This window comes from Paenibacillus lactis, from assembly GCF_017873605.1.
Classification (GTDB): domain Bacteria; phylum Bacillota; class Bacilli; order Paenibacillales; family Paenibacillaceae; genus Paenibacillus_AQ; species Paenibacillus_AQ lactis.
This window is the reverse complement of record NZ_JAGGKI010000009.1, coordinates 246,805-266,109: the sequence shown is the minus strand read 5'-3', so window position 1 is coordinate 266,109 and position 19,305 is coordinate 246,805. Positions and strand designations below refer to the sequence as shown.

General features: G+C 52.4%; 17 protein-coding genes. All 17 read left to right on the top strand.

What is annotated here, in order from left to right:
• Window positions 1–998: 998 nt before the first annotated feature.
• The 17 genes from sucC to J2Z18_RS18120 all read left to right on the top strand — a co-directional run bounded on the left by sucC (window position 999) and on the right by J2Z18_RS18120 (window position 19,304).
• Window positions 999–2,159 carry an ADP-forming succinate--CoA ligase subunit beta gene (gene sucC, locus J2Z18_RS18200; protein WP_028405690.1) on the top strand — a complete coding sequence of 387 codons (1,161 nt, stop codon included), beginning with the start codon at window positions 999–1,001 and terminating at the stop codon, window positions 2,157–2,159.
• A gap of 99 nt (window positions 2,160–2,258) precedes the next feature.
• Window positions 2,259–3,188 (top strand): succinate--CoA ligase subunit alpha, encoded by a 930-nt coding sequence (gene sucD / locus J2Z18_RS18195; RefSeq protein ID WP_210095133.1) that lies wholly within the window; start codon window positions 2,259–2,261, stop codon window positions 3,186–3,188.
• 134 nt (window positions 3,189–3,322) lie between these two features.
• A complete protein-coding gene (dprA, locus tag J2Z18_RS18190; RefSeq protein WP_007128766.1) occupies window positions 3,323–4,498 on the top strand; it encodes a DNA-processing protein DprA in 1,176 nt (391 codons plus the stop codon).
• A 35-nt stretch (window positions 4,499–4,533) separates the two neighbouring features.
• Window positions 4,534–6,633 (top strand): type I DNA topoisomerase, encoded by a 2,100-nt coding sequence (gene topA / locus J2Z18_RS18185; protein ID WP_007128765.1) that lies wholly within the window; start codon window positions 4,534–4,536, stop codon window positions 6,631–6,633.
• Between the two features lie 14 nt (window positions 6,634–6,647).
• Entirely contained in the window at window positions 6,648–7,982 is a 1,335-nt protein-coding gene (gene trmFO / locus J2Z18_RS18180; protein WP_373872060.1) for an FADH(2)-oxidizing methylenetetrahydrofolate--tRNA-(uracil(54)-C(5))-methyltransferase TrmFO, read from the top strand.
• Between the two features lie 28 nt (window positions 7,983–8,010).
• Entirely contained in the window at window positions 8,011–8,553 is a 543-nt protein-coding gene (gene hslV, locus J2Z18_RS18175; RefSeq protein ID WP_007128763.1) for an ATP-dependent protease subunit HslV, read from the top strand.
• 49 nt (window positions 8,554–8,602) lie between these two features.
• Window positions 8,603–10,006 carry an ATP-dependent protease ATPase subunit HslU gene (gene hslU, locus J2Z18_RS18170; protein ID WP_007128762.1) on the top strand — a complete coding sequence of 468 codons (1,404 nt, stop codon included), beginning with the start codon at window positions 8,603–8,605 and terminating at the stop codon, window positions 10,004–10,006.
• 434 nt (window positions 10,007–10,440) lie between these two features.
• Complete coding sequence (gene flgB / locus J2Z18_RS18165; protein ID WP_007128761.1) at window positions 10,441–10,848, top strand: flagellar basal body rod protein FlgB; 408 nt, start codon at window positions 10,441–10,443, stop codon at window positions 10,846–10,848.
• 5 nt (window positions 10,849–10,853) lie between these two features.
• Window positions 10,854–11,303, top strand: a complete 450-nt coding sequence (gene flgC, locus J2Z18_RS18160) for a flagellar basal body rod protein FlgC (protein WP_007128760.1) — start codon at window positions 10,854–10,856, stop codon at window positions 11,301–11,303.
• 44 nt (window positions 11,304–11,347) lie between these two features.
• Window positions 11,348–11,659, top strand: coding sequence for a flagellar hook-basal body complex protein FliE (fliE, locus tag J2Z18_RS18155; RefSeq protein WP_007128759.1), 312 nt, complete (start codon window positions 11,348–11,350; stop codon window positions 11,657–11,659).
• A 34-nt stretch (window positions 11,660–11,693) separates the two neighbouring features.
• Entirely contained in the window at window positions 11,694–13,274 is a 1,581-nt protein-coding gene (gene fliF, locus J2Z18_RS18150) for a flagellar basal-body MS-ring/collar protein FliF (protein WP_007128758.1), read from the top strand.
• Between the two features lie 11 nt (window positions 13,275–13,285).
• Complete coding sequence (gene fliG, locus J2Z18_RS18145; RefSeq protein WP_007128757.1) at window positions 13,286–14,302, top strand: flagellar motor switch protein FliG; 1,017 nt, start codon at window positions 13,286–13,288, stop codon at window positions 14,300–14,302.
• Entirely contained in the window at window positions 14,295–15,149 is an 855-nt protein-coding gene (locus J2Z18_RS18140) for a FliH/SctL family protein (RefSeq protein ID WP_040738187.1), read from the top strand. The genes fliG and J2Z18_RS18140 overlap by 8 nt, the downstream gene beginning before the upstream one ends.
• Entirely contained in the window at window positions 15,133–16,452 is a 1,320-nt protein-coding gene (gene fliI / locus J2Z18_RS18135) for a flagellar protein export ATPase FliI (RefSeq protein WP_007128755.1), read from the top strand. The genes J2Z18_RS18140 and fliI overlap by 17 nt, the downstream gene beginning before the upstream one ends.
• A 9-nt stretch (window positions 16,453–16,461) precedes the next feature.
• On the top strand, window positions 16,462–16,905 hold the full coding sequence (gene fliJ, locus J2Z18_RS18130; RefSeq protein WP_007128754.1) for a flagellar export protein FliJ: 444 nt from the start codon (window positions 16,462–16,464) through the stop codon (window positions 16,903–16,905).
• Window positions 16,906–16,944: 39 nt separating this feature from the next.
• Complete coding sequence (locus tag J2Z18_RS18125) at window positions 16,945–17,880, top strand: MotE family protein (protein ID WP_100085182.1); 936 nt, start codon at window positions 16,945–16,947, stop codon at window positions 17,878–17,880.
• 62 nt (window positions 17,881–17,942) lie between these two features.
• Window positions 17,943–19,304, top strand: coding sequence for a flagellar hook-length control protein FliK (locus tag J2Z18_RS18120; protein WP_007128752.1), 1,362 nt, complete (start codon window positions 17,943–17,945; stop codon window positions 19,302–19,304).
• Window position 19,305: the final 1 nt, after the last annotated feature.

Below are 19,305 nucleotides of genomic sequence, written 5' to 3'. Positions count from 1 at the left end.
TCATTTTTTTTGACACCCTCTCGTCTGCTTTGTTTCATTATCGTTTTATCACTAAGGGGTGTCCACTTTTTATTCTAGCTGCAAAAAGGGACTTGCTTGCGCCAAAAGCAACTCCAAGCCCGGAGCAAGTCCCAAAAAGGGACGTGTGAGCGTCAAAAGCAGCTCCAAGCCCGGAGCAAGTCCCGAAAAGGGACTTGCTGGCGCCAAAAGCAACTCCAAGCCCGGAGCAAGTCCCAAAAAGGGACTTGCTAGCGGCAAAAGCAACTCCAAGCCCGGAGCAAGTCCCAAAAAGGGACGTGTGAGCGCCAAAAGCAGCTCCAAGCCCCGAGCAAGTCCCGAAAAGGGACTTGTGGGCGCGAAAAGCAGCTCCAAGCCCGGAGCAAGTCCCAAAAAGGGACTTGCTGGCGCCAATGTAAAGTTACCCTCCAAAGTCTCCCAAAAAAGTCCAACTAAAACGCCCAACTAAAACGCCCACCCCCCCACTTATTCAACTTCAGACCCCAAACTGAGAGTTAGAAGGAGGCATCCCCTTGTACTGCTTATACAGCTTCGTGAAATAATTCAAAGAATAGAGCAAATGGAAGGGATTTCAGAGGGAAATATGCTATAATCCATATTTAGATGATATTGGAAATCATTATTGAATAGGAGGTCATTATGACTATATTGTGGGAGAACATTATCATTACATTGGTTGTGCTATTGTTGATTCTCGCTGTTATCGGATTTGTGATCGGATTTGTTGCTGTCAAAGTATTCAAAGCATTTTCAAAAAAATAACGATTTGTTTAACCTTTAATTTCCAATTATTCTCCAGAAGGAATCATACCTATATCAAATAGAGTGGAGAATCTGTGAACATTTTTAAGGTAAGCGTTTTAAAAACATGTTACAATAGCTTGGGTTTACTATATAAAGGTTGACAGGGGCAGCGGCGTCATTGAAACGCTCCCATGCAGCCCGCCTTGTTCCAGTCATGTTGATAGGAGGATTCGAGAATGAATATCCATGAATATCAAGGAAAACAAGTACTGAAGCAATATGGAGTCGCTGTTCCGAACGGAAAGGTTGCGTTTACGGTGGATGAAGCAGTGGAAGCTGCCAAATCCCTGGGAAGTCCCGTAACCGTTGTTAAAGCGCAGATCCACGCAGGCGGCCGCGGTAAAGCCGGCGGCGTCAAGGTGGCAAAGAGCCTTGAAGAGGTTCGCGCCTATGCCGAAGAAATTCTGGGCAAAGTGCTGGTGACTCACCAGACCGGACCGGAAGGCAAGGAAGTCAAGCGCCTCCTTATTGAAGAAGGCTGCGATATTCGCAAAGAGTATTACATCGGTGTTGTTGTAGACCGCGCTACAGGGCGCGTCGTCATGATGGCATCCGAAGAAGGCGGTACGGAAATCGAAGAAGTTGCAGCGGCAACGCCTGAGAAAATTTTCAAGGAAGTCATCGATCCGGCTGTCGGACTTCAAACGTTCCAAGCGCGGAAGCTGGCGTATTCCATTAATATTCCGAACGAGCTGGTCGGCAAAGCCGTCCAATTTATGCTGGCCTTGTACAAGGCGTTCGTGGAGAAGGACTGCTCGATCGCCGAGATTAATCCACTGGTCGTTACGGGCGACGGCAACGTCATGGCCCTTGACGCTAAGCTGAACTTTGACTCCAACGCGCTCTTCCGTCACAAGGACATTGTCGAGCTTCGCGACCTGGACGAAGAAGACGAGAAAGAAATCGAAGCATCGAAATACGACTTGAGTTACATAGCTCTGGACGGCAACATCGGCTGTATGGTTAACGGTGCCGGTCTTGCGATGGCTACCATGGACATCATCAAATACTATGGCGGCGATCCTGCCAACTTCCTTGACGTTGGGGGCGGTGCAACGACCGAGAAGGTTACCGAAGCCTTCAAAATCATTTTGTCCGATCCTCAAGTTAAGGGAATCTTCGTCAACATTTTCGGCGGCATCATGCGCTGCGACGTGATCGCTACCGGTGTAGTTGAAGCGGCGAAGCAGCTGGGCTTGACCCGTCCGCTTGTTGTACGCTTGGAAGGAACGAATGTTGACCTCGGCAAGAAGATTTTGGCCGAGTCCGGTCTTAACATCGTACCAGCTGATTCCATGGCCGACGGAGCACAGAAGATCGTCTCCCTCGTTCAGTAATAATTCATTCCTGAAGAGGCATGGCACCTAAGGACGCTCGACCGTCCGGCCGTGCGGTTGCTTTCATTTTCAAATAACAATAGGGGATGTGAATCAATCGTGAGTATTTTGATCGATAAAAATACAAAAGTTATCACACAAGGGATTACAGGTAAAACGGCTCTGTTCCATGCGAAAGGCGCCCTCGATTACGGTACGCAAATGGTCGGCGGAACCTCGCCGGGCAAAGGCGGCACGGAAGTGGAAATTACGCTGGAGAACGGAACTACCGTGAAGCTTCCGGTGTTTAACACCGTTGAGGAAGCGAAGGCGAAGACCGGCGCAACCGCAAGCGTAATCTATGTTCCGCCTGCATTTGCTGCCGATTCGATCATGGAAGCCGTTGATGCCGAGATGGAGCTTGTCATCTGCATCACGGAAGGCATTCCGGTGCTGGACATGGTGAAGGTTGCACGTTATTTGGAAGGCAAGAAGACCCGCCTGATCGGGCCGAACTGTCCGGGTGTCATTACGCCGGGCGAATGCAAGATCGGGATTATGCCGGGCTACATCCATACGCCGGGCCATGTCGGCGTCGTATCGCGAAGCGGAACGCTGACCTATGAGGCGGTTCATCAGCTGACTGCACGCGGCATCGGACAATCGTCTGCCGTGGGAATCGGCGGAGACCCTGTTAAAGGCACCGAGTTTATCGATGTCTTGAAGCTGTTCAATGAGGATCCGAACACGAAAGCCGTTATCATGATCGGTGAAATCGGCGGTACGGCCGAGGAAGAAGCTGCCGAGTGGATCAAAGCCAACATGACCAAACCGGTTGTCGGCTTCATTGGCGGGGCAACTGCGCCTCCAGGCAAACGCATGGGCCATGCCGGCGCGATCATTTCCGGTGGCAAGGGGACAGCGAAAGAGAAGATTGCTGTACTCGAGGCTTGCGGCATTAAAGTTGCTCCGACACCGGCCGAAATGGGATCGACGCTTGTCAGTGTGCTTGAGGAGAAGGGCTTGCTTGAGGCTTGCACTACTCATTAATCGTATGAACGCGAGGCAGCTTTTTGCCTAATTGCGCAACCCAATATATTAAAATTAGGTAAGCAACCTTTTATGTCCTGATTTCAGGAGATGAAAGGTTGCTTTTTCTGTTTATTTTGAAGGAGGCGACTGGAATGAAGCTGGAGAGCGCGCTGCTGGCAGCATTGCATGAAAGTGAAGGCATCGGATGGAAATCGATTCACCGGATTATGATGCACGGCCAGCTGCATGAAGGCATGATTTCTTATGGTGTGAATGACTGGAGAAGCTGTGGATTGTCTGTCGAGCAGGCGAATAAATTGTCGAAACGGTTTCCGTCGAGCGTCGAACAATTGCTGGAGCGGATGTCAAATGCTGCGGGCGATAGCGCAGGGCATTCCCGAGGGGATGTATGGAAGTTGACAAACCGTTCCAAAATACGTATTATTACAGCCCTCGATGATCAATATCCCGAGCGGTTGAATTCAATGTCCGAGCCTCCTTGGGTAATCTATTCGATCGGCCGTGCGGAGCTTTTGAACCAGCCCGGCGTTGCCATGGTCGGGACCCGGATGCCGACTGCTTATGGCCGCAAGATGGCCGGCCTATTGGCCGAGGAGCTGACGCGGTACGGGCTGGCTGTCGTAAGCGGAATGGCCAGGGGAATTGACAGCGCCGCGCACGAGGCGGCTTTAACAAGCGGAGGAGCAACGATTGCGGTTCTCGGTGCGGGGATTGATGTCATCTATCCTGCAGAGCACCGGTCCTTGTATGAACGGATCGCAGAATCGGGATTGATTGTTTCCGAGTACCCTCCAGGCACGAAAGCCCACCCGGGATTTTTTCCGAGGAGAAACCGAATCATTGCCGGTTTGTCCCTTGGAACCGTAGTCGTGGAGGCGGATGCCCGCAGCGGATCGCTGATCACAGCAGATTATGCGCTGGAGGCCGGAAGGGATGTTTTCTCGGTTCCGGGACAAGTCACTTCTCCCAAGAGCCGGGGAACGCTTGCCCTCATTAAACAGGGGGCCAAGATGGTGACGGACGTCCAAGATATTATCGAGGAATATGATTCCTGGTTGCCAAACAGGGCTCCCAATACATACAATAAGGAGCGGCAGGCCCCTCATTCGAGCCTCCCCGGCATGGATTCCGGGTTGACAAACGATGAACGGCACGTTTACCATATGCTCGAACAGGGACCCGGGTCGCTTGATGAGTTGTTGGAGGGGACCCAGTGGGATTTTGGACATTTGCATTCAGTTCTGTTATCTTTAATCATAAAAAAGCAGATAACCCAATTACCCGGTGCTATATATAAGATCATATAATGGGAAAGTTGAATGTTGGAGAGGAGGATGAACCTGTGGCGGATTCACTCGTCATCGTAGAGTCGCCTGCCAAGGCGAAGACGATTGGCAAATATCTCGGCAGCAAATATATCGTGAAGGCTTCGATGGGTCATGTGCGCGATTTGCCGAAAAGCCAGATCGGGGTTGAGGTGGAAAACGACTTCAATCCGAAATACATTACGATCCGCGGAAAAGGTTCTGTCTTAAAGGAACTTAAGGATGCTAGCAAAAAGGTAAAGAAAGTATACCTCGCAGCTGACCCCGATCGCGAAGGGGAAGCCATCGCATGGCATCTTGCCCATGCTTTGGAGCTGGATGAATCTCAAAGCCTGCGGGTCGTATTTAACGAAATCACGAAGACGGCGGTCAAGGATGCCTTCAAGACGCCGCGCAAAATTAATATGGATCTCGTTAACGCCCAGCAGGCTCGGCGGATACTTGACCGTCTGGTGGGTTACAAGATCAGCCCTCTTTTATGGAAGAAAGTTAAGAAGGGGCTGTCGGCAGGACGCGTTCAATCCGTTGCGGTCAAGATCATTCTGGATCGCGAGAACGAAATCAGCGCATTCGTGCCGGAAGAATATTGGACGATCACGGCGAAGCTGGCCGTGAAGGGCTCTTCGTTCGAAGCGAAGTTTACGCAGCTGAACGGGGAGAAGAAGGAGCTGTCCAGCCAGGAGGACGTGAACGAGGTGCTTGCAGCGATTAAGGATGCCTCTTTCACGGTCGGCGAAGTCAAGGAACGCGAGCGTCAGCGTCATCCGTCGCCGCCGTTCACGACAAGCTCATTGCAGCAGGAAGCGGCGCGCAAGCTCGGTTTTCGGGCCGCGAAGACGATGTCGGTCGCCCAGCAGCTGTATGAGGGCGTGGAGCTCGGCAAGGAAGGCACTGTCGGTTTGATAACGTACATGCGTACCGACTCTACCCGGATATCCGGTACCGCGCAAGACGAGGCGAAGGAGTACATTACGGAGAAATACGGAGAACCGTTCGTACCCGAAAGCCCTAGGCAGTATTCAAAGAAAGCGGCAAATGCGCAGGATGCGCACGAAGCCATCCGGCCTACGTCCGTCCTTCGGGATCCGGAATCGGTGAAGCCGTACATGAGCCGTGATCAGCTTCGCTTGTATAAACTGATCTGGGAACGCTTTGTCGCCAGCCAGATGGCCTCTGCTGTACTGGATACGCTTTCTGTGGATATATCGGCAGGTACTGCCGTTTTTCGGGCTACCGGATCCAAGGTTCGCTTTCCGGGCTTCATGAAGGTCTATGTTGAGGGTAATGACGACGGGACGACCGAAGAGGATAAATACCTTCCGGAGCTGCATACGGGCGACCAGCTGGATAAGCAGGATATCGAGCCGAAGCAGCACTTTACCCAGCCGCCTCCGCGTTACACCGAAGCGCGGCTTGTAAGGACGCTGGAGGAGCTTGGAATCGGACGGCCGAGTACTTACGCGCCAACGCTAGAAACGATCCAGAAGCGCGGCTACGTTGCCATTGAGGATAAGAAGTTTGTCCCGACGGAGCTGGGGGAGCTTGTCATCGAGCAGATGGAGCAATTTTTCCCCGAAATTCTGAATGTGGAATTTACGGCAAACATGGAGGAAGACCTGGACCATGTCGAGGAAGGCTCCGAGGATTGGGTCAAGGTGCTGTCGGAATTCTATAAATCATTCGAGAAGCGGCTTGAGGTTGCTGAGGAAGAAATGAAGGAAATCGAGATTGAAGACGAGGTTTCCGACGAGATTTGCGAGAAATGCGGCAAGCCATTGGTCTATAAGCTTGGACGATTCGGGAAGTTTTTGGCATGCTCCGGTTTTCCGGACTGCCGGAATACGAAGCCGATCGTCAAAGACATCGGCGTAACTTGTCCGAAGTGCAAGGAAGGCCATGTCGTGGAACGACGGAGCAAGAAGGGGCGTATCTTCTTCGGATGCGACCGCTATCCGGAATGCGATTTCGTATCCTGGGATAAACCTTCGCCTAAACCGTGTCCGAATTGCAGCAGCTTAATGGTAGAGAAGAAGAGCAAGCAGGGGGTCAAGCTTCAATGCACTTCCTGCGACTATTCCGAAATGGTTGAGGAACAGGACGAAGCATCAGAGATGTAGGCATACAGGGGGTAATGACGTTGACAGACACACAGAGAGTAACGGTGATCGGGGCAGGCCTTGCCGGCAGTGAAGCGGCTTGGCAGATCGCAAGCCGCGGGATTCCCGTTACCTTATACGAAATGCGGCCGGTCGTGAAGACGCCGGCCCATCATACAGACAAGTTCGCAGAGCTGGTCTGCAGCAACTCGCTCCGGGCAAATACGTTGACCAATGCGGTCGGCGTTTTGAAGGAAGAGATGCGCATGTTGAACTCGCTCGTGATCGGTTCGGCGGACCGCAACGCCGTGCCAGCGGGCGGGGCGCTTGCGGTGGATCGTGACGGCTTCTCCGGCGAAATCACGGAGACGCTTCATCAGCATCCGTTAATTGAGGTAGTAAATGAAGAAATTCAGCATATACCTGAAGAAGGGATCGTTGTCATTGCGACAGGACCTTTGACCTCTCCCGCATTGTCGGCTCAAATCCGCGAGCTGATGGGCGAAGACTACTTCTACTTCTATGATGCGGCTGCACCGATCGTAGAGAAGGACTCCATTGATATGAGCAAGGTGTATCTTGCTTCCCGCTATGACAAAGGCGAGGCCGCCTACCTGAATTGCCCGATGACGGAAGAGGAATTCGATGCTTTCTACGATGCGCTGGTCAACGCCGAAGTTGCCCAGCTCAAAGAGTTTGAGAAGGAAATTTATTTCGAGGGCTGCATGCCGATCGAAGTCATGATGAAGCGGGGCAAGCAAACGGCTTTGTTCGGCCCGATGAAACCGGTCGGACTGGTGAACCCGCATACCGGCAAGCTTCCTTACGCCGTCGTTCAGCTGCGTCAGGATAATGCAGCCGGCACGCTGTACAATCTGGTAGGCTTCCAGACCCATCTGAAATGGGGAGAGCAGAAGCGGATTATTTCGATGATCCCGGGTCTGGAAAATGCCGAGATCGTACGGTATGGCGTTATGCACCGCAATACGTTCGTCAATTCGCCGAAGCTGCTTCAGCAAACCTATCAGGTGAAGACGCGTCCGAATCTGTATCTCGCCGGACAGATGACGGGGGTCGAGGGCTACGTTGAGTCCGCCGCCTCCGGATTGATTGCAGGCATCAATGCAGCAAGAGCAGCGCGTGGACAAGAAGGGATAGTATTCCCGCAGGAATCGACGATCGGCAGCATGGCCTATTATATTACGCACGCCGATCCGGATAATTTCCAGCCGATGAACGCGAATTTCGGACTGCTGCCGAAGCTTGAGACCCGGATCCGGAATAAGAAAGAGAAGAATGAAGCTTTGGCTAATCGCGCTCTTGATCATATTCGCAAATTCATTTATGACAACCAACTGAATACGCTGTAACTTTTAAAAATAGGGGAGGTCCGCCATCATGGAAATGACTTTTCACGCTACGACGATCTGTGCAGTACGGCATAATGGCAAAGCAGCCATTGCCGGCGACGGCCAAGTCACGTTCGGAGAAAGTGTAGTCATGAAGCAGACCGCCAAAAAAGTGCGCCGTCTTTACCGGGGACAAGTTGTCGCCGGTTTTGCCGGTTCTGTGGCGGATGCGATTACGTTGTTTGAGAAATTTGAGGGCAAGCTGGAGGAGCATCATGGAAACCTGCAGCGCGCGGCCGTGGAGCTGGCCAAGGACTGGCGCCAGGATCGGGTGCTGCGGAAGCTGGAAGCTTTAATGATTGTGGTGGATAAGACAGGGATGCTGCTGATCTCCGGCGGGGGCGAAATTATTGAGCCCGACGACGATGTATTGGCGATCGGCTCGGGAGGCAACTTTGCGCTCTCGGCAGGACGTGCGCTGAAACGGCATGCATCGCATATGGAGGCCAAGGATATCGCGCGAGAGGCGCTTCAGATTGCTTCAGAGGTTTGCGTATATACGAACAGCAATATTATTGTAGAAGAGCTGTAATCATGCTTTACGGCAGCGTATAGCCATATCAGGGCGGGAGGTATTCACGGTGAATAAAGAATCTATGACTCCAAGACAAATTGTTTCCGAGTTGGATAAATATATTGTCGGCCAGAAGGAAGCGAAGAAATCTGTTGCGGTTGCGCTTCGCAATCGCTATCGGCGCAGCTTGCTGTCCGATGAGGAGCGCGATGAGATCGTTCCGAAAAACATCCTGATGATCGGTCCTACGGGCGTCGGCAAAACGGAAATTGCCCGGAGGCTTGCAAAACTGGTGAACGCTCCTTTTGTGAAGGTGGAGGCTACGAAGTTTACCGAGGTCGGGTATGTGGGACGCGACGTGGAATCGATGGTTCGCGACCTTGTGGAAACAGCAATTCGCATGGTGAAGCTGGAGCGCACGGAGAAGGTCAAGGATAAAGCGGAAGAGATGGCGAACGAGCGGATCGTGCAGCTGCTGGCCCCATCAACCAAAAGCCAGAAGAGCCAGCGCAATCCGTTTGAGATGCTGTTCGGAGGCAACAATCCGTCTCAGGCCGTAGAGGATGATGCGGAGGATAAAGACGAAAGCCTGAAGGAGAAACGGAGACAGATCCGTTTCAATCTGCTGTCCGGAAAGCTTGAGGATGAGACGATCGAAATCGATGTCGAGGACACCGCTCCGAATATGTTTGATATGTTCGCGGGGCAGGGGAATGATCAGATGGGCATGAATATGCAGGAGATGTTCGGCAGCCTGATGCCGAAGCGGACGAAGCGGCGCAAGCTGTCCGTTAAGGAAGCGAGAAAGGTGCTTACGCAAGAGGAGGCGGCCAAGCTGATAGATATGGATGATGTCATCCAGGAGTCCATCCGGCGTGCCGAACAATCGGGCATTATTTTCATCGATGAGATCGACAAGGTTGCCAGCCAAGGCCGCCAATCGGGACCGGATGTATCCAGGGAAGGCGTTCAGCGCGACATCCTGCCGATCGTGGAAGGCTCTACCATCATGACGAAGTACGGGCCGGTGAAGACGGATTTCGTGCTGTTTATCGCCGCAGGCGCTTTCCATATTGCGAAGCCGTCAGATCTGATTCCGGAGCTGCAGGGCCGCTTCCCGATCCGCGTGGAGCTGAACAGCTTGACGCTGGATGATTTTGTGTCCATTTTGACCGAACCGAAGAATGCGCTGACCAAGCAATATATCAATTTGCTGCGCACCGAAGAGCTCGAAGTGGAATTTTCCCCGGAGGCCATTCGGGAGATTGCCCAGATTGCTGCCTCAGTAAACCAAAACACTGAAAATATCGGCGCCCGCAGGCTCCATACCATACTGGAGAAGCTGCTGGAGGATCTGTCGTTTGAGGCGCCTGAGCTCACGCTGGAGCGCATGGTCATTACGCCCCAATATGTGAGAGAAAAGCTGGCCGGCATCGCCCAGGATCGGGATTTGAGCCAATATATTTTGTAATTCGGCAAAGAAGGCGCTCAGGTGTAAATGTTTGTCGATGCAAATGAAGTCCAAGATGTCGAAATATTTGCGTATGTTGGAAGCGATCAGGACCGAATTCGTAATTTTTTGTGAACAAGCGGACCTGCACCTGGACCTATACCTTGGGAAGAAAACTTTAAATTTTACAAAATCAGTATTGAGATTTGCAATATTTTAGAAAAAAACGAAACGAAAACGAATAAAAAGCCCTTATTCTTGGAAAAAGATAGGGCTTTTTTCTTATTGTAAAAAGTCCCAATCTTTAAGAAACTTAGTTTATGTGACATCATGCTGTCTTTTTCTACTTAAGACCTAGATTAGGGCGTACGGATTATGTTTTTTGTCGAAAAAAGAGGATTTAGCTAGGAAGAGTGGAATACTTTTCTGCAGGTCCAGTCAGGAGGAATGAGCTAGTGAATCTGTTGAACAATAGTTCCTTTCAGCGGCTTCAAGGCGGTTTGGACGCAGCGAATCTGAGAAACAGCGTCATTGCCAACAATATCGCCAACGCGGATACGCCTCATTTTAAGAGATCCGAAGTATCCTTCGAGAGTCTTTTGAAACAGGAGATGGAGGGAGCTCATCTTACGCTGCAAGGGAGAAGGACGGATCCAAGACATATACCGATCGGTCCAACCGGCAGCATTCCAAGCGCTTCGATTACGAATGACAGCAGCAGCTCTATGAACAACAACGAGAATAATGTCGATGCGGATCGGGAAATGGTGCTGCTCGCGGAGAACCAGCTCCGATACCATTCGTACATACAAGCGGTGAATGAGCAAATTCGCATGATGCGTACAGCGATTGAGGGGAGATAAGGTTCATGAATATTAGCAACGGCTTTTCGATCAATGCATCGGCCCTTACGGCCCAACGTCTTCGCATGGACGTCATTTCTTCGAACCTTGCCAATGCGGAAACGACAAGAGCCCGGATCGAGAATGGACAAGCGGTACCATACCGCCGCAAGACCGTAGTTCTTTCGCCGCAGAGCGAGTCGTTCGAAGGGATGCTTAGAGCCCAGATGAACGGGGAAACCGCGGGCCAAGGGGTAAGGGTGGCTGCCGTGAAGGAGGATTCATCTCCGCTTAAGCAGGTATACAACCCGACTCATCCGGACGCGAATGCCGAGGGATATGTCTATATGCCTAATGTCGACGTCACAAAAGAGATGGTGGATATGATCGCGGCTACCCGGTCCTATGAAGCCAATGTGACTGCCATTAATGCATCGAAAGCCATGATCATGAAGGCGCTGGAGATCGGCAGATAGTGTAGGGTAGGCGTTTAGATACAGAAAATTAGGAGGGGAAATCGATGATTCAAAACACAATGTTCCAAGCCTCGGGCGTTTCGCCCCTTCAAATGCGAGAGCAAGCCACGGTGGCAGAGAAGACTCCTGCCGAATCCATCCGCAGCTTCGGTTCGTATTTGAGTGATGCGTTGAACTCTGTTTCCGCACAGGAACAACAGGCTCATGTCATGAGCGACAAAATGATGATTGGACAAGTCAACGTGGATCAGGCGATGATATCCGCCCAGCAGGCACTGTTGAGCATACAGCTCACAACACAGGTCCGAAACAAAGTGGTAGAAGCCTATCAAGAGATCATGCGCACGCAAATCTAAATGTTTCTAGCAAAGTTTCGGATGGGGTGACGATGTGAACGAGAGAATCGCCCAATATCGGGATCGAGTGACCCAATATTGGAATCAATTTAGCAATAAGCAAAAAATAATGTTGACCGCTACTGTAGTCTTCGTACTGATTGCACTTGTTGTACTGACGATGCAGTTCTCCAAGACAAAGTACGAGGTGGCTTTCCGGGATTTGAATTCCAGTGATGCTGCCGGCATTATCAGCCACCTGGAATCGCAGAGTATTTCCTACAAGCTGAGCCCGGACGGACGAAGCATCTCCGTACCGAGCACCGAGGCGGCCAGAGTACAGATTGACGTCGGCTCACAGGGCCTGGTGCAAAACGGAACGATCGGCTTCGAAACGTTCGAGCAAAATGCATCCGCGATCGGCATGACCGATAATGAGTTCGAAGTGAAATATGTAAATGCACTGAACGGCGAGGTTGAGCGTCTGCTTGAGAAGATGCAGGGCGTCCAAGATGCCACCGTGCTGCTCAATCTGCCGAAAGAAAGCGTGTTTGCCAAGACCAACAATGAAGATCAGGCCAGCGCCTCCGTTGTCCTGCATTTTAAACCGGGATACCGGCCGAATCAGGAAGTGATCGACGGTTACTACAACCTGGTGAAGACGGCCATACCCAGCCTTCCGATCGAGAATATAACCATAACCAATGATGAAGTTGAACTTCTTGCCACGGCCAAGGGTGGTCAGGGCGGACTGATCGGCAGGGTTGAAGAGAACTTTGCACTGCAGAAAAAATTTGAAAGCGAAGTACGACAGAATGTGCAACAGTTCCTGTCCCAGTACATGGGGTCAAGCAAAGTGAACGTACTCGTTGCTTCCAAGCTGAATTTCGATCAGGTACAGAGCAAGGAAAATCTCGTAACCCCCGTTGATGAAGAAGAGATGAAGGGGATCGAGCTCAGCGTACAGGAAATTCAGAAGAATTATACCGGAACCAGCAGTCCTGCCGGCGGAGTTGCCGGTGTGGGCGAAGAAGCGGTTCCCGGGTATCCGAGCGATTCCGAGAGCGGACAGACAACGTCGGAAGAGACGTCGTCAACCATCAACTATGAAGTGAATCGCATTACAAAGGACATCATTGCGAGTCCATATACTGTTAAAGACTTAACCATTAATGTCGCAGTTGAACCACCTGCGGGCCAGCAAACGCTGGACGAAGACACCCGAACGGCGATCCAGAACATTCTCATCAACATTGTGAGAGCTTCGCTTGCCGATTCAGGTACTACCTATACAGACGCACAATTGCTTCAAAAAGTTTCGGTTAATTCGCAGGTATTTAATGTAAATCCGGATGTAAATTCGAAAACCGTTCTGTCCCAGCCGGTACTGTGGGGAATCGGCATAGCTGCATTGGCTTTGATCGCGGGAGGCACGTATTTCTTCATTCGCAAACGCAGAAGACAGCAGGAAGAATTCGAGGAAGATATTCCGCTTCCGCCGGTGACCGAATTCCCATCGATCAATCTTGAGAGTGTAACGAACGAGAGTCAGGTCCGAAAGCAGCTCGAAACGTTGGCGAAGAAAAAGCCGGATGAATTCGTGAATCTGCTGCGTACATGGCTGGCTGAGGAATAGAGGTGGAAGCATTGGTTAAGGGAAACAACCAACAATTATCCGGGCGCCAGAAAGCCGCTATACTGCTGATTACGCTGGGGCCGGAAGTCTCTGCACAAATATTCAAGCATTTGCGCGAAGACGAAATCGAGCAGCTGACGCTGGAGATTGCGAATGTGCGCAAGGTCGACAGCGGCGAGAAAGATAGCATCATTCAGGAGTTTCACCAAATTTGTCTTGCACAGGAATATATATCGCAAGGCGGCATTAATTACGCTAAAGAAATTTTGGAGAAAGCGCTCGGGCAGCAGAAGGCGATGGAGGTTATCAATCGCCTGACCGCAACGCTTCAGGTAAGGCCGTTTGATTTTGCCCGCAAGGCTGATCCGAGCCAGATCCTGAATTTCATTCAGAATGAAAACGCCCAAACCATCGCGCTTGTGCTCTCCTACCTGCAATACGACCAAGCATCGGCGATATTATCCTCGCTTCCTCAAGAGAAGCAGGCCGAGGTTGCCCGGCGGGTTGCGGTCATGGACAGCACGTCTCCGGAAGTTATCGCTCAGGTCGAGCGCGTGCTGGAGCAGAAGCTGTCGGCAACGGTGACCCAAGATTACACCAACGCAGGCGGCATCGAGTCGATCGTTCAAATATTGAACGGAGTCGACCGAGGCACGGAGCGGACGATCCTGGATTCGCTCGAAATACAGGATCCCGAGCTTGCCGAAGAAATCAAGAAGCGGATGTTTGTATTCGAGGATATCGTCAATGTCGACAATCGTTCGATCCAGCGCATCATTCGCGATGTCGAGAATGCGGATTTGCAGCTTGCGCTTAAGGTGGCAAGCGAGGAAGTCCGGGATGTTATTTTCCGCAATATGTCCAAGCGGATGGCGGAAACCTTCCGCGAAGAGATGGAGTACATGGGCCCTGTGCGGCTGCGTGACGTGGAGGAAGCTCAGACACGGATCGTAAGCACGATCCGAAGACTCGAAGAAGCGGGCGAGGTTATCATTGCCCGCGGCGGAGGAGATGACATTATTGTCTAACTTGATCAAACCGTCCCACTATACAACGATGGATGTCTTGAAAGAGTTGGATGTAGCGCATCGGTACGCCGCTCCTGCCGAAGAAGCGCAAGCGGAGCCGGCACCGCCCGCCGCTGCGCCGGCGGTCATGCACACGCTGGCCGAGGCCGAGCGGATCAAGAGCGAGATGCTGCGCGATGCCCAGGAATTTGCCGAACGGCAAATACGCGAGGCCTCCGAGGAAGCCCAGCGTCTGCTGGCTGAAGCCGAGCAGCAGATCGATGCTTGGTGGAAGGAACGAAGGCTGCAGGATGAGGATTTGTCCGAGACATTGAAGATAGAGGGCTTCAACCAAGGCTACTCCGAGGGAGCTGCCAAAGCCGAGCTGGAAATGAAGGAGCTGCTGGAGAAGGCAACGGCCGAAGCCAGCGAGCTTCTGCAGCTTGCCCACCGGGCAAAGGAAGATTTGATCCAGGAGGCTGAACCGTTTCTGGTCGAGCTAAGCTGCAGCATTGCCGAGAAAATACTCGATCATCAGCTGACGATTGAACCGGAGTTCACCTTGGAGCTGATTCGGAAGAATCTTGCGCGCAAACGGGAGAAAGGTTTGATTTCGCTCTGCGTTGCCCCTGAGCATTTTGAGTTTGTGTACGCGGCAAGAGAAGAGTTATCATTGGCGATCGATTCCCAGGCGGAGCTCCAAATCCTGCCGGATGCTACGGTGAAGGACCGAGGCTGCGTGATCCGCTCGTCTTTCGGAAGCGTGGATGCACGAATCGATACGCAGCTGGCGGAAATCAAGAAGGAACTGGTGCGCGTCGCCCTCGATGACGAAGAACGGAGAAATCAGGATGAAGAAGCTGAATAGCGCCCGGTATATCGAGCATTTAAAACATTTGGACCCGGTCCGCATCAACGGAAAAGTGACCCAAGTCATCGGCTTGATGGTAGAGTCCGAAGGCCCGGATGCGAGCATCGGGGACGTGTGCTATATCTATCCGACGAAGCAATCCAAGCCGCTGAAAGCCGAGGTTGTCGGCTTCAGAGACAACAAGGTACTGCTAATGCCGCTCGGTGAGCTTCATTCTGTAGGACCGGGATGCGATGTGGTGGGAACCGGGAAGCCGCTCAGCGTTCAGGTCGGTTCGGAACTGCTGGGCAAAGTGCTTGACGGATTGGGGCAGCCGTTAGACGGCTCGTTGATCCCGGCCCGTATGCCGCACTATTCAACCCATAACGTTCCGCAAAATCCGCTGAATCGTCCCAGAGTGAAGGAGCCGATCAGCATCGGGGTGAGAGCCATCGACGGCCTTCTCTCGATCGGGAAAGGACAACGGGTCGGCATATTTGCCGGTTCGGGCGTCGGGAAGAGTACGCTGATGGGAATGATCGCCCGTAATACGTCGGCCGACGTGAACGTGATCGCTTTAATCGGAGAACGCGGGCGCGAGGTGCTGGACTTCATCGAACGGGACCTCGGACCCGAAGGTCTGAAGCGTTCCGTCGTCATCGTAGCCACCTCGGACCAGCCGGCTCTGATCCGGATCAAGGGAGCTTTGATTGCGACGACGATTGCCGAATATTTTCGGGACCGCGGGCTGAATGTGATGCTAATGATGGACTCCGTGACCCGCTATGCAATGGCACAGCGCGAGGTCGGACTAGCCATCGGGGAGCCGCCGGCAATGAGAGGTTACACCCCTTCGGTCTTTGCAAGCCTTCCAAAGCTGCTTGAACGCGCTGGTACCGGACCGAACGGTTCCATTACGGCCTTCTATACGGTATTGGTGGACGGCGATGACATGAATGAGCCGATCGCCGATGCGGTGCGGGGGATTCTGGACGGTCATATCGTGCTGAACCGGAGCATCGCCAATAAGGGACATTTCCCTGCGATCGACGTGCTGGCCAGTATCAGCCGCGTGATGAAGGACATCGCTCCGGAGGAGCAGATTGAGGCTTCGGAAAACGTAAAACGCTTGATGGCCATATATAAGGACTCCGAGGATTTAATTAACATCGGGGCTTACCAACAGGGATCTAACGCCGACATCGACGAATCCATCGAGTACATTCATCGGATATGGGATTATACGAAGCAGAAAGTAAATGAAAAAACGACGCTCGCCGAGGTTCAGGAACGTCTGATTTCCGAATTTTCAAGGAGATGACTTTGAAGAATGAAATTTCAATACGCATTCCAGAAAATCGTAGACCTGAAGAGTAACGAGAAGACCCAGGCCGAATGGATGCTGTCGAGCGCCATCGGGAAGCTGCAGGCGGAGGAGAAAAGCCTGACCGAGCTGTACCGGATGCGAGAGCAAATGTATGCGGCCGAGCAGGAAGCCGTTACGCGGTGCGCGGCAATCGCCGAAATCCGCAATATTCAGAGCTATGCTCAGTACTTGGAGCAGTGTATTGAGCGGAAACGGAATGATATTCGGCTCGCCCATGTAAATGTTACGAAGAAGCAGGAGATTTTATCGGAAAAAATGCTGGATGAAAAAGTGTGGTTAAAAGCAAGAGACAAATCGCACGAGAAATTTCGGCATGAAAGTCTCCTTCGGGAACAAAACGAGCTGGACGAGCTGGCGACGGTACGTTTTGCGATCAAAGCCCGATAATGAATCCGTTGGCAGCCGGGTTAAGACCGCGAAGGAGGAATGAACGTGGCAAGAAAAGACATGCCGCTCGATAAGGAAGAATCAAGCGGTGGATTTGAACGGATTTTGCTGATTCTCGTACCGGCCATTTTTACGATCGTTCTTCTAGGGGCGCTTGCGATCTTCTTTAGAGCGGATGTTCGGGACGGCATGATCGATCTGGCGAACAAAATTCCGATTGTGAAGGATTGGGTTCCCGATCCGGTGCTGACGCCGGAAGAGCAGAAGCTGAAAGAAGCGAAGGAGCAGGAAGAAAGCGCCGAAGCGACGATCGTTGAGCTGAAGAAGCAGCTGGCGGAGCGCGAGGAGACGCTAAGCGAGGTCACCGAGCAGAAAGCCGCCCAGGAGAACAAAGTGAAAGAGCTGGAGAGCCAGATTGATTCGCTGCAGAACCAGAACACCGGAAGCCCGGAGCAGGAGGAAGATCCGTATACGAAACAAATCCGTGAGCTCGCCAAGCTGTATGCGGACATGAGTCCAAGCAAGGCTGCGCCGATCATGCAAAATTTGACCCTTGAGGAAATGGTGCTGATGCTGAGCCAGATGAAGAGCAGCAACCGGGTGGCGATCCTGGAGAAGATGGACCCAAAGACAGCGGCGGAAGCCACGATGATGCTGAAGGATGCCAAGCCCTCCGAGGACTTGGCGATCGCGGCGCTGCAATCCCGAATCAAGAAAAATGATACGGAAGCGGCAAGCAGCAAGACGAGCAGCAGCAACCTGGACAAAAATCAGCTGAATCAGACGTTTGCAGGCATGACGCCGACCAATGCGGCGGAGCTGCTGATGCAGACTTACAAAATCAGCCCGGCCAAGACCATGACCATCTTGAATACGGTCGATGACGCGACGCGTTCCAGAATTATGAACGCGATGTCCTCGAAAGACCCGGAGCTTGCAGCAAGAATACTGAATCGACTTATGGGCTCCAAATAAACATCAGATCCGCTTACGGTCTGAACTTTTCCGGTCGCACGGGAGAGGAGGTGAATAAGACGATGACGATGACAGTGCAAGGCATGTCCTCCACAATCAGCAGCTCTTCGGCAAGCGGCAAGACGAGCGCACAAGGCAGCTCACCAGCGGGCGCTTCATTTGATGCGACGTTGACATATCAGATGTCGAGCGCAGGCGGCGGCTCCTCTACAGCTGCTTCGGAGACAACGGTCAAGCTGGAAGGTTTGGTACAAGGCTTGCCGGCTGAAACAAATGAGGCGATTGAGGGATTGCTCGAAATGCTGCAAAGCCTGCTTGGGGAGCTGGATAAACTGGACCAGGCATTGGCGGAAGACCCTGCCTTGCTTGAAGAGCTGCAGAGCTGGCTTGCTCAAGCAAGCATGGTGCTAAACGGCGCCGGCGTCCAGGCCCAAGGATCCGATGGCAGCGCGGCAATGTCCCCGCTAGCCCAGCATACGGACACGGTACGTTTTGTAATCCAGGACACACTCACTCAGATAAAGGCCTTGATTAGCAGTGCCGGAAAGGTGAGTCCGGGAACGGAGACCGCGGTACACCAGCTGGTCCAGTCGTTCCACAGCTTGATGGGCAACAGCGCAGGCAATGTGAAGCAGGCAGCCGAGCATGTGAAACCTTCACATCAGGCGGCAAATGGTTCTGCACCTGCGACTGAGGCCAATGCAGCGGCAACCGCGACGGCTGGAAGAACACAGTCCACCAACGCAGCGCCGTCAGCTGGTCCGAATGCTGGCCTTCTGCCGAATGCTGGCCAAGGCGGAGAAGTCTCCGCTAAAGCGGCTGACTCGAATGGAAGCGGCGAACCATGGATGCCTGAACACGGCACCGTAACCGCCGGACAGCTAGCGCTTCGTTCAGGAACTCAGGTAGCGGTAAAACCTGCAGCCCCTCCGGTACCGGTCGAGCGGTTTGCTAGTGAAATGACTTCCTTCATTATAAACAAGCTCGAAATCGTAAAGCAGCAAGGCTTCACGGAAGCGAGAATATCGCTTAATCCAGAGCATTTAGGTCAGGTAGATATCAAATTAACGATGCAAAACGGACAGCTGATCGCTCAATTCATGACCGCTAAGGCGGATGCAAGAGAGCTGATCGACCAGCAAATGGCGCAGCTTCGCACAGCGCTCGTTGCTCAAGGTCTTCAAGTGGAGAAAATCGAGGTTACGCAAAGCAGTCAGCCTTCCACAGCCAATATGTATCAGGACGGACGACAGTCGGGCTCAGGTCAGCAGCAGTCCCAGCAGCGCTCGAAAGGGAAAGATACCCCTTCGGATGATGCCGTACTGGCTGCCAGCTTGACGGAAGAATGGCATGATTGGATTTCCGAGATGCAGGCCGATGAAGGACAAGCTGTTCAAGCCGGAACATTTACCGCGAAAGCTTAAT